The sequence below is a fragment of the Microvirga sp. P4_A5 genome (genome assembly GCF_056402495.1).
In genome coordinates, this window is record NZ_JBFUHH010000117.1 from 1 (window position 1) to 11587 (window position 11587).

Sequence of the window (11587 nt, forward strand, 5' to 3'; positions counted from 1 at the left end):
GTATTTTGGCGATCCGAACATCCTGATCAGCAGCTACGTCACCGACGAAAGCCGGATCATGTTCCGTCGGAATATCAAAGAGCGGGTAGAGACAATTGCTCCATTCCTCCGTCTCGACCGCAACCCCTATCTTGTAGTCAGCGATGGCCGCCTTTTCTGGGTGCAGGATGCGTATACGACGAGCGACTACTTTCCATACGCCAGCGCCTATGACCGAGGCGCCGGGCTCAATTACATTCGCAATTCCGTCAAGGTGATCATTGACGCCTATAATGGGTCTGTCGACTTGTACCTGACGGATCCCTCAGATCCGATTGCCGCAACCTATCAACGCATCTTCCCGCGCCTGTTCAAAGCCTTCGCGGCCATGCCGCAGGACTTGCAGAAGCATATGCGATACCCGGAGGATCTCTTCCTTATCCAAGCGCACACATACGAAGCCTATCACATGGAAGCCCCGGAAGTGTTTTATAATCGGGAAGATCTCTGGCAGTTTCCCCGCCAACCATCGGAGGGCGGCACTGCGATGATGACGCCCTATTACATGATCATGCGCCTGCCGGGCGAGAGGGAGGCCGAGAATATCCTGATGCTGCCGATGGTGCCGAGCCAGCGGGAGAACATGATCGCTTGGTTGGCAGCCCGGTGCGATCCGCCTCATTACGGCGAGTTGATCGTCTACGAGTTTCCCAAAGACAAGCTCGTTTACGGCCCGTTCCAGATTGAGGCTCGCATCAACCAGAATACAGCCATATCGCAGCAACTCTCGCTGTGGAACCAACTAGGCTCGCGGGTCATCCGCGGGAACCTTCACGTCATTCCGGTTGAGAACTCGATCCTATACGTATCCCCATTGTATTTGCGCGCCGCAACAGGACAAATACCGGAACTCAAGCGGGTGATCGCCGCCTATGGCGACCACGTCGTTATGGAGGAGACGCTCACGCACGCGCTGGCGGCAATCTTCGCCGAGCCTTCTGCCCAGGCCTCACAGCGTGCGGCGGCGCTCCCCCAACACACGGTCATTCACCCCGAGGCTGAGCGAGCCCGGGAGGCGCTCATCCATTACAAACAGGCGATGGAGAGGCTGAAGGCAGGAGACTGGCAGGGTTTTGGGGCGGAGCTGGAAGAGCTGCGATTGGCGCTTGAGCGCTCCAGCAAGGCCCCAGACGATCGCTAGACCGTCGACGGTACCCACTTGCCCGGCAGGCACGGTCCGCCTCGTGGTTGGTCAACATGCAGGGTCTGAGAAAGATGAGGGCGGCCTTCACCCACCCCGCTGTTCGTCTCTCATTGACCCGGTGCGGACGTTGCGCTTCGCCTGTTGCGGGCGCCTGATACGATCCGTCGAATATGGATTACGGCTTCATCCAACCCACCAGTCGCCTGTCTCTCGTTCGGGCACTGGACGGGTGCCCTGGACGTTGATGGATCATGACGAACTCACTCAAGCTCATTCCGGCCCAGCCCACCAGCAGCCCCGGTGTCGTCGCCTCGGCGGCGTATGCCGATGGTCGCCGCGTGGCCGATATCCCCATCTACGAGACAGGGGATTGGTCGCGCAAGCCGGGGCACGTGGTCTGGATCGGCCTGCACGAGCCCAGCCTCGACCTTTTGAGGAAGGTGCAGGTCCAGTTCGGCTTGCATGAGCTTGYTATCGAGGACGCCCTAGACCGACGTGCGCTGCGCCCGACGCAAGGGAGTCGAGGCGATCCGGTCGGCAAAGGCCATCAGGCTCTCGGAGTTGTCGAGGACCGTCCTGGGGACGATCACCTTTTGGTCCGCTGATCCGGCCCATTCCATGTAGGTGACGCCGATCCGGCCCAGCATGCCCTGGCGGATCGCGTCGTGGACGAGCGGGGAGCGGAAGGCCTCGGCAAAGCCCTCGCGCTGCAACTCCTGCTCGTCCGTGTCCATCGAGTAGGAGATGTCGACAGCGCCTTCAGCAATCTCGAGCTTCGATCCGGAGCGGACCGAAGGCTCGCTTCGACCGCGCTGATGGCCTTCCGGGCAGAACGCACCGGACGCCGTTCTCGTGTCGGTCGACATCGGTCTTTATACCGCCTTTATTTTTGGGACCGCACTTCCCAATCGAGATTTGATCTCTATCAGCCGTAGCATCAGCACTCACTTTAGGGTGTTGTCATGTACGACCTTGTCTATCTCCTTACCGGCTTGGGGTTCTTCGCGCTCATGGCGCTGTATGCTCGCGCGGCCGAGCGGCTTTGAGGGAGGCTCATCCGTGCCCCTCGATCTTCTTCTCGGCGGCGTCGTAGCCTTGGGCCTCGGCGGCTACCTCGTCCTGGCGCTGCTCAAGCCAGAACGTTTCTAGGAGGCCAACCCCATGACACTCAACGGCTGGCTCCAGATCGCTGTCATTCTCGCAACCGTCCTGCTGGCGGCGGTGCCATTCGGCGCCTTCATGGCCAAGGTCTATGCCGGCAAGCCCACCTTCCTCTCGCCCGTGCTCGGCCCCGTCGAGCGCTGCTTATACGCCCTGGCTGGCGTTGACCCAACTTGGGAGCAGGGCTGGCGGGTCTATGCGCTTTCCATGCTCGTGTTCAATGCGGCAGGGTTCACGTTGCTCTACGCGCTCCTGAGGCTGCAAGGTTTCCTACCCTTCAACCCGCAGGGCTTCGGCGCTCTCTCGCCGGATCTCGCCTTCAATACCGCCGTCTCGTTCGTCACCAACACGAACTGGCAGTCTTATGGCGGCGAGACCACCATGAGCCACTTCTCGCAGATGGCGGGACTGACGGTGCAGAACTTCCTCTCCGCCGCCACGGGGCTTGCTCTGGCTGTAGCGTTGGTGCGGGGCTTCGCCCGCTCCAAGGCGGGGACGGTCGGCAACTTCTGGGCCGACATGACCCGCTCGACCCTCTACCTCCTCCTGCCTCTGTCCCTTATCACGGCCATCCTGCTTGTGGCGCTCGGAATGCCGCAGACGATGCTTGCCTCGGTGGACGCCACGACACTCGAAGGCGCGAAGCAGACCATTGCCCTTGGGCCTGTCGCAAGCCAGATAGCGATCAAGCAGCTCGGCACCAATGGCGGCGGTTTCTTCAACGTGAACGCTGCTCACCCCTTCGAGAACCCCACGGCGCTCGCGAATGTCCTTCAGGTCTGGCAGATGCTGGTGATTTCCGTCGCCGTGGTCTTCGCGTTCGGTCGTCTCATCGGGGACAACCGGCAGGCGCGAGCTCTGATCTGGGTCATGGGCGTCCTGCTCATAGCGAGCATTGCCCTCACCTATGCGGCGGAAGCGGCCGGAACACCGATGCTGCACGCCGCGGGCGTCAACCCGGCCGACGGGAACATGGAAGGCAAGGAGGTCCGCTTCGGGCTTGTCCTGTCGGCCCTCTGGGCCGCCGTCACGACGGGTCTGTCCTGCGGGGCGGTGAACGCCATGCACGCGAGCTTCACGCCCATTGGCGGCCTAATCCCGATGTTCCTGATCCAGCTCGGCGAGATCCTGCCGGGCGGCGTCGGGTCCGGGCTCTACGGCATCCTCCTCATGGCGATCATCGCCGTCTTCGTGGCGGGTCTCATGGTGGGCCGCACGCCGGAATACCTCGGTAAGAAGATCGAGGCGAAGGAGGTCAAGATGGCGATGCTCGCCGTCCTGATCCTGCCGACCGCGATCCTCGGTTTCTCGGCCGTCGCCGCGGTGATCCCCCAGGGCCTGGCCGGATTGCTCAACGCCGGCCCGCGTGGCCTGTCAGAGATCCTCTACGCCTACTCGTCGGCGGCCGGGAACAACGGCTCCGCCTTCGCCGGGCTGACCGCCAACTCGCCCTGGTACAACACGACCCTTGGGCTCGCGATGCTGCTCGGTCGCTTCGCCTACATCGTGCCGATGCTCGCCATCGCGGGCTCGCTGGCGGCGAAGACACGGCTCGAAGCGTCGACAGGCACGTTCCCGACCCATGGGCCGCTGTTCGTCGGCCTCCTGACCGGCGTGATCCTGATCCTCGGCGGCCTCCAGTTCTTCCCGGCGCTCGCCCTCGGCCCCATAGCCGAGCAGGTGCTGATGCTGGCCGGCAAAACCTTCTGACGGGTGCTCCATGAGCAAACACATTCAACCAACCATCTCGATGTTCGACGGAGCGATCCTGCGCCAGGCGGTCCTCGACGCCCTCAGGAAGCTCAATCCCGGCGATCTTATCCGCAACCCGGTCATCTTCGTGACTGAGGTGGTGGCCCTTCTGGTGACTGTTCTGTTCGTCCGTGACGTCGTGACAGGCGCCTCCGCGTTCTTCACCGGGCAGATCGCGGCCTGGCTCTGGTTCACGGTGATCTTCGCGAACTTTGCCGAGGCCGTGGCCGAAGGGCGGGGCCGGGCACAGGCCGACACCCTGCGCCAGGCGCGCACCCAGACCGTCGCCAAGCGGCTGTACGATCCGGAGCGCAAGGAACTGCACGCGAATGTCTCGGCGCTCGATCTCGACATCGGCAATCTCGTGCTCGTCGAGGCCGGCGACCTGATCCCGGGCGACGGCGAGGTGGTGGAAGGCATCGCCTCGGTCAACGAGGCAGCGATCACGGGCGAGTCTGCTCCCGTCATTCGCGAGTCGGGGGGCGACCGCTCCGCCGTCACGGGCGGCACGACGGTGATCTCGGACTGGCTGGTCGTGCGGATCACAGCCGCGCCCGGCTCTTCGTTCCTAGATCGGATGATCGCCCTCGTCGAAGGGGCCGAACGGCAGAAGACGCCAAACGAGATAGCCCTCAACGTCCTGCTGGCGGGCATGACCATCGTGTTCCTGATCGCCGTGGTGACGCTGTCCGGGCTGGGGCGCTACTCGGGAGCCGACGTCCCGGTTCCGGTGCTCGTAGCGCTTCTCGTGACGCTGATCCCCACCACCATCGGCGGCCTGCTCTCGGCTATCGGAATCGCCGGTATGGACCGGCTCATCCGCTACAATGTGCTGGCCATGTCCGGGCGGGCGGTCGAGGCGGCAGGCGACGTGAATACGCTGCTCCTCGACAAGACGGGCACCATCACCTTCGGCAATCGAATGGCGTCCGAGATCATTCCGGTTGCAGGCGTTTCGGAGCGGGAGGCGGCGGAAGCCGCCCTCCTGGCAAGCCTAGCCGATGAGACTGCGGAAGGCCGCTCCATCGTCACGCTGGTTCAAGACAGGTATGGCGTAAAAGCCCCCGAGCAGTCGCCGGAGAATGCCCGCTTCATCGAGTTCTCCGCGATGACACGTCTCTCTGGCGTCGACGTCGGCAGCCGGTCCCTGCGCAAAGGAGCGGTTGATGCCGTGGTCCGCTTCGTACGCGACGCCAGCGGGCGAACCGTCATGGATCAAGGCTTCGCCGCCGCCGTGGACCGCATCGCCCGCTCGGGCGGAACTCCTCTCGGGCTGGCAGACGGAAACCGACTGCTGGGCGTCATCCACCTCAAGGACGTGGTCAAACCCGACATCAAGGAGCGCTTCGCCGAGCTGCGACGCATGGGCATCCGCACCGTTATGGTCACTGGCGACAATCCCGTGACAGCGGCGGCGATTGCGTCGGAGGCGGGCGTCGACGACTTCATCGCCGAGGCGACCCCGCAGGACAAGCTCGATTACATCCGGCGCGCGCAGACGGAAGGACGTCTCGTGGCCATGTGCGGCGACGGCACGAACGACGCTCCGGCACTGGCGCAGGCGGATGTGGGCGTCGCGATGCAGTCCGGCACGCAGGCTGCCCGCGAGGCCGGCAACATGATTGACCTCGACTCCAACCCGACCAAGCTCATTGAGGTCGTCGGCATCGGCAAGCAGCTCCTGATGACGCGCGGGTCGCTGACCATGTTCTCCATCGCCAACGACGTGGCCAAGTACTTCGCGATCATCCCGGCGCTGTTCGTAGCAGCCATTCCCGAGCTCGGCGCGCTCAACGTCATGGGCCTGTCGACGCCGCAGAGCGCCATTTTATCCGCAGTGATCTTTAACGCGCTGATCATCATCGCCCTGATCCCGCTGGCCCTGCGCGGTATTTCTTACCGTCCCCTGGGCGCGGCAACCCTGCTGCGGCGTAACCTCCTAGTCTACGGCCTCGGCGGGCTCGTCGTGCCCTTTATCGGCATCAAGATGATCGACCTCGCCGTCACGGCGTTTGGCTGGGCCTGAAAGGAAGCTGACATGTCCCATCTTCGTCCGGCGCTCGTTCTGCTCGTGCTGTTCACAGCCCTGACCGGGATCGCCTATCCCTTTGCCGTCACGGGCATCGGACAGCTCGTCTTCCCCGCCCAGGCCAATGGCAGCCTGGTCGTGCAGGATGGCCGCGTCGTCGGCTCCGAGCTAATCGGGCAGGCGTTCACGTCCGACCGCTATCTCTGGCCGCGCCCGTCGGCCACGAGCGCCGCCGATCCGACAGACCTAACGAAGACCGTGGATGCGCCCTACAACGCGGCGGCCTCGACCGGCTCCAATCTCGGGCCGACCTCCGCGAAGCTGGCGGATCGCCTGAAAGCGTCGTCCGAGGCCTGGCGCAAGGCGGGGTTGGCGCAGCCAATTCCGGGCGATGCCGTCACCACCTCCGGCAGCGGCCTCGACCCGCACATTTCCCCGGCCTTTGCTTTGGCGCAGGCCCCCCGGATCGCCGCGGCCCGCAACCTCCCGGTGGCTCGAATTCGGCAGGCGATCGAGGCCTCGACCGAAGGGCGAACCTTGGGGATCTTCGGGGGACCCCGTGTCAGCGTCCTGCGGGTCAACCGGGCCCTCGACGCGCTTTTTTCCCAACGAGGGCGTGATGTATCCTGAGACAATGGAGGCATAAGCCCTCATGGCCCTGACCGAGATGCCTCGTGCCTCGCCTGATGCGCTGCTCACCCTGGCAAACCGCGAGCGACACGGCCGCCTCAAGATCTTTCTTGGGGCGGCGCCCGGCGTGGGAAAGACCTACGCCATGCTCCAGGCCGCCCGGACGGCACGTGAGGAAGGCATGGACGTCATCATCGGCCTCATCGAAACCCACGGGCGCCAGGAAACCGAGGAACTGCTCCAGGGCTTGGAGATCATGCCCCGTCTTTCCGTTCCGTACCGGGGGCGGATGGTGCAGGAGTTCGATCTTGACGCCGCTTTGAAACGCCATCCCGAACTGATCCTGGTTGATGAATACGCCCATACGAATGCTCCCGGCAGCCGCCATCCGAAGCGATGGCAGGATATCGAGGAGTTGCTGGCAGCGGGAATTGACGTCTTGACGACGCTGAACATTCAGCATCTTGAAAGTCTCAATGATGTCGTCCAGCGCATCACGCGGGTCCGGGTGCGCGAGACGGTGCCCGATGCCATCTTCGATGAGGCGAATGAGCTGGTCCTTGTCGACCTGCCACCGGACGAACTCCTCAAGCGGCTGGCCGAAGGCAAGGTCTATGTTCAGGACACGGCGGCACGCGCCGTCGACAACTTCTTTCGCCCCAACAACCTTGTGGCGTTGCGCGAAATGGCGCTGCGCCGCGCCGCCGAGCGCATCGACAGCRACCTGCTCGAGCGGATGCAGGGCGGCGGCGTCGAAGGGCCGTGGGCGGCAGGCGAACGCATCCTGGTCTGTGTCGGCGCCGACGAGATCTCCCCGGCGGTCGTGCGGCACGCCAAGCGTCTGGCGGAGGCAATAGGCGCGCCTTGGCTGGCCGTGACCGTGGAGCGCCCGGCCGAGAGCCTTGGACCCGAGCCGCGCCGGCGCATCGACAAGGCGCTCCAGCTCGCCACTCGGCTCGGCGCTGACGAGACCAAGACGCTAGTGGCCGGCGACATGGTCCAGGAGCTTCTGCGGTTTGCCCGGTTTGAGAACGTCACTCAGATCGTGGTAGGACGATCCCGGGGCGGCTGGTGGTCCGAGCTCGTCGGGCGCTCGCTGCCGCACCAGCTGGTTCATTACGCCGAGGACATCGCCATTCACGTCGTGACCGCCAAGGACGGGCAGACCCGGAAGGCGCGCTGGCGGGACCGACTGCCGCCGATAAAGCTTGATCAGCGATGGACGCCCTTCCTGTGGTCGGCGTTCGCCGTTGCCGGAGCGATCGCGGTCGGACAGACCATGGCATCCGTCGTATCGCTGCCGAATGTCTCGATGATCTTCCTGGTGGCGGTGCTATTCGCCGCCGTCCGGTTCGGGATCTGGCCTGCCGTCGTCAGCTCGATCCTGTCGTTCCTCGGCTACAATTTCTTCTTCATCGATCCGGTCTACACCTTCACGGTCGCCCGCCCGCACGAGTTGCTGGCCCTGTTCATCTTCCTTGGCACGGCCGTGCTGACCTCTGCCCTCGCTGGGCGGGCGCGCGAACAGGCGGCAGCGGCCGTCAGCCGGGCGCGGGCGACGCGGCGTCTCTACGAGTTCACCCGCCGGCTCTCCAGCTTCCCCAATGCGAACGCGGTCGCGGAGGGGGCTGCTGTCGAACTGGGTGGATATCTCAACCGGCCCGCGGCGATCCTCCTGCCCCAAGGCGACACCCTTGAGCTGGCCGCCTCCTGGCCACCGGAGGACGAACTCGATACGGCCTCTGCCTCGGCGGCCCGCTGGGCCTACGAGAAGGATGAAGCTGCTGGTGCCGGGACGGACACGCTGCCGTCGGCGCGCTGGCTCTTCCTGCCATTGCGTTCCTCCCATGGCCGGGTCGGCGTGATGGGCGTCGCTCTCGACGGATCCGCCCTCGATCCCGAAATCCGCACTCTGGCCGAGACAGTGGCGGAGCTGACGGCGGCCGCCCTGGAGCGGGCGCGACTGACGCGGGAGATCGTGGCGGCCAACACGGCCGCCGAGTCGGAACGGGTGCGCAACACGCTGCTGGCGTCGATCAGCCACGATTTCCGGACGCCTCTCGCGTCGATTCTCGGCGCTGCAACCAGCCTGATCGACTACGGGCCGAAGCTTACCGAGCTTGCCCGGCAGGATCTGCTGGGCCAGGTGAAGGACGAGGCGGAGCACCTCGACCGGATGGTCCGCAACCTGCTGGCGATGACCCGCGTGGAGGCCGGCRCCCTGGAGATCCGCCGCGATTGGGTCGACGTACGGGAGGCGTTCGACCGCGTTGTGGCTCTCGCCAAGAGACGAGGCGCAACGCAAGCCTTCCGGCTCGATGTCGACCCCGAGCTGTCTTTCGTTTGGGCCGATCCCTCCCTGCTCGATCAGGCACTCGCAAACATCGTCGGCAATGCCGTCCGCTATGCGGGAGCGGATGCGCAGGTGGACCTCGCGGCTCGACAGAATGGTGGATACGTCGTGCTGTCGGTCACTGACAATGGCCCGGGTATTTCGCCCGCGCTGCTTCCGAAAGTCTTCGAAAAATTCGCGCGAGGCCGCGCGCGAAACGGAGACGGGGGCGAAGGAACGGGGCTTGGRCTTGCGATCGCCAAGGGCATCGTCGAGGCGCATGGCGGCTCGATTGCCGCCGAGAGTCCTGTGGATGATGGCCATGGCGCTCGAGTCGTGATCCGGTTGCCCCTCGAGGAGAAGCGACCATGACCAATCCGACGCGGGTGCTCATCATCGACGACGAGCCGGCGATCCACCGCTTCCTCAAGCCGGCCCTCGAGGTGAACGACTACGAGACCATCAGTGCCGGCACAGCCGCCGAGGGCCTGAAGCGCATCGCCTCGGATGCGCCGGACGTGGTGGTGCTCGACCTCGGCTTGCCGGACCTGGACGGCAAGGACGTGATCACCCGGGTACGCGAATGGTCGGACGTGCCGATCATCGTGCTCTCGGCCCGCGACCGCGAGGCCGAGAAGATTGCCGCCCTCGATCTCGGGGCGGACGACTTCGTCAACAAGCCGTTCGGGACGGGCGAGCTCATGGCCCGCCTGCGCACCGCCTTGCGCCACCGCATGCAGCGCAAGGGCGAGACGCCGGTCGTCAGCGTCGGAGGATTGGAAATTGACATTCCCCGGCGCCGGGTGACGTTGCAAGGGGGCGAGGTGGTTCTCAGTCCGAAAGAGTTTGACCTTCTCGCCTTCCTGGCGGGGCACGCGGGCAAGGTGGTGACGCACAAGCAGATCCTCACTGCCGTCTGGGGCGCGGCCCATGAGAGCGACACCCAGTACCTGCGCGTCTACGTCGGCCAGCTCCGGCAGAAGATCGAGCCGAACCCATCGGACCCGCGCTTTATCCTCACCGAGCCGGGCATCGGCTACCGACTGCTGGATACGGTTTAGCTCCGTTCGAGCGGCATCTTTATGCGGCCTTTATATCGGGCCCCTCACTTCCCAATCGATTTTTTATGTGACCCTGGCCATGTCTTCTGCAAGTGGTTGGGCTGGATCGCCGTCCTTGAAGCGCGGTTGTTGGCCTGACTTGTTCGGACAACCGAGATGTGGCTGAAGCAAAATCCGGAGCGAGACCTCCGCTCCCTCCTGTCCCGGATCGGGACCGCCTCCCAACCCCAGGCCGGCCTCATCGCCGACGTATTGGATTCTGCTTGTCCCCGGCTCAAAGCGGCCATCCAGCCCAACGCTCTTGTGCAGCGCCTGTCCGAAGCCGAAGCTTGGGTCGACCTGGGCTTTTGGCTGATCGGCTGGGAGCTGCCCGACTGGACGATCCATCGGCTGTCCTGCGATGACAGCCGCTGGAACTGCGCGATCTGCGTCCGCGGGCTGGCGAGCAACTGGGTGGAAGACGTTGCCGAATTCCAGCACGACAACCCGGCCCTCGCGATCCTCGGCGCCTTTGTCCAGGCCCAGGTCCAGAGGGCCCAAGGGCGCAGTCCAAGCAATGTCACGGTGTTCCGGCGATTGGAGAGGTCCGCAGCGGCCGCCAATGGCCGTGAGGTGGAGAGATAAATGACCGCAACGGCTTCAAGCCAGCCCCGTCCGGCGGAGYCGACGGCCCTGCCGGAAACGCCGCACCGATCCAGGTTCTGGCTCCTGACGCTCGGCACGCTCGGGGTCGTCTACGGCGATATCGGCACGAGCCCTCTCTACGCGTTGAAGGAATCGCTCTCGGCCGCGGCCGCAGGCGGCGCTGTCACCCGCGAGATGGTGTTCGGGATCGTGTCGCTGATCCTGTGGGCTCTGATCTTCATCGTCACGATCAAGTACGTGCTGTTCATCCTGCGCGCCGACAATAACGGCGAGGGCGGTACCCTGACCCTGATGGCGCTCGCGCAGAAGGCCATGGGCCACAACGTGCTCACCATCACCCTGCTGGGCATGGTCGGAGCCGCCCTGTTCTATGGCGACGCCATCATCACGCCGGCCATCTCGGTGCTCTCGGCGGTCGAGGGCCTGACAGTCGCCAGCCCCGCCTTCGAGCAATACGTCCTGCCTCTAAGCCTCGTGATCCTTGTCGGTCTGTTCGCGGTCCAGAGCCATGGCACGGCGCGGGTCGCGGCCTGGTTCGGCCCGATCACCGCCGTATGGTTCGTGCTCCTGGCGGTCGGCGGGCTCATTCATATCGCAGACGATCCCAGCATCCTGGCCGCGATCAGTCCAACTTACGGGATCGCGTTTCTGGCGACCCATGGCATGGCGGGACTGTTTGCCCTCGGGGCGGTGTTCCTGGCGGTGACGGGCGCCGAGGCGCTCTATGCCGATATGGGCCACTTTGGCCGGCGTCCGATCCAGACCGCCTGGCTGGGAATGGTCCTGCCATGTCT

10 protein-coding genes are annotated in these 11587 nt (G+C 64.6%); 9 read left to right on the forward strand and 1 reads right to left on the reverse strand.

Annotation, left to right across the window (positions count from 1 at the left end):
* Positions 1–1180, forward strand: a 1180-nt coding sequence (locus AC1DVM_RS20430) for a UPF0182 family protein (protein ID WP_477257503.1), incomplete at its 5' end; no start/stop codon positions are given.
* 488 nt (positions 1181–1668) lie between these two features.
* On the opposite strand, the gene AC1DVM_RS20435 is transcribed toward AC1DVM_RS20430, so the two are convergent.
* Positions 1669–2049, reverse strand: a complete 381-nt coding sequence (locus AC1DVM_RS20435) for a DUF1194 domain-containing protein (RefSeq protein ID WP_477257505.1) — start codon at positions 2047–2049, stop codon at positions 1669–1671.
* 193 nt (positions 2050–2242) lie between these two features.
* Between AC1DVM_RS20435 and kdpF the strand changes: the two genes are divergently transcribed.
* From kdpF to AC1DVM_RS20475, 8 genes are all read left to right on the forward strand, one after another.
* A complete protein-coding gene (gene kdpF / locus AC1DVM_RS20440) occupies positions 2243–2332 on the forward strand; it encodes a K(+)-transporting ATPase subunit F (protein WP_477257507.1) in 90 nt (29 codons plus the stop codon).
* 12 nt (positions 2333–2344) lie between these two features.
* On the forward strand, positions 2345–4054 hold the full coding sequence (gene kdpA / locus AC1DVM_RS20445; protein ID WP_477257509.1) for a potassium-transporting ATPase subunit KdpA: 1710 nt from the start codon (positions 2345–2347) through the stop codon (positions 4052–4054).
* Positions 4055–4064: 10 nt separating this feature from the next.
* Complete coding sequence (kdpB, locus tag AC1DVM_RS20450) at positions 4065–6122, forward strand: potassium-transporting ATPase subunit KdpB (protein ID WP_477257511.1); 2058 nt, start codon at positions 4065–4067, stop codon at positions 6120–6122.
* Between the two features lie 12 nt (positions 6123–6134).
* On the forward strand, positions 6135–6755 hold the full coding sequence (gene kdpC / locus AC1DVM_RS20455) for a potassium-transporting ATPase subunit KdpC (RefSeq protein ID WP_477257513.1): 621 nt from the start codon (positions 6135–6137) through the stop codon (positions 6753–6755).
* Between the two features lie 22 nt (positions 6756–6777).
* Positions 6778–9459 carry a DUF4118 domain-containing protein gene (locus AC1DVM_RS20460; protein ID WP_477257515.1) on the forward strand — a complete coding sequence of 894 codons (2682 nt, stop codon included), beginning with the start codon at positions 6778–6780 and terminating at the stop codon, positions 9457–9459.
* The gene (locus AC1DVM_RS20465; protein ID WP_477257517.1) at positions 9456–10148 is read left to right on the forward strand and encodes a response regulator; all 693 of its coding nucleotides are present in this window, start codon (positions 9456–9458) and stop codon (positions 10146–10148) included. Before AC1DVM_RS20460 ends, AC1DVM_RS20465 begins: the two co-directional genes overlap by 4 nt.
* A 156-nt stretch (positions 10149–10304) precedes the next feature.
* Positions 10305–10772: a hypothetical protein gene (locus AC1DVM_RS20470; RefSeq protein ID WP_477257519.1), complete on the forward strand. Its 468-nt coding sequence runs from the start codon at positions 10305–10307 to the stop codon at positions 10770–10772.
* The coding region (locus AC1DVM_RS20475) for a KUP/HAK/KT family potassium transporter (protein ID WP_477257521.1) at positions 10773–11587 on the forward strand (815 nt) is incomplete at its 3' end.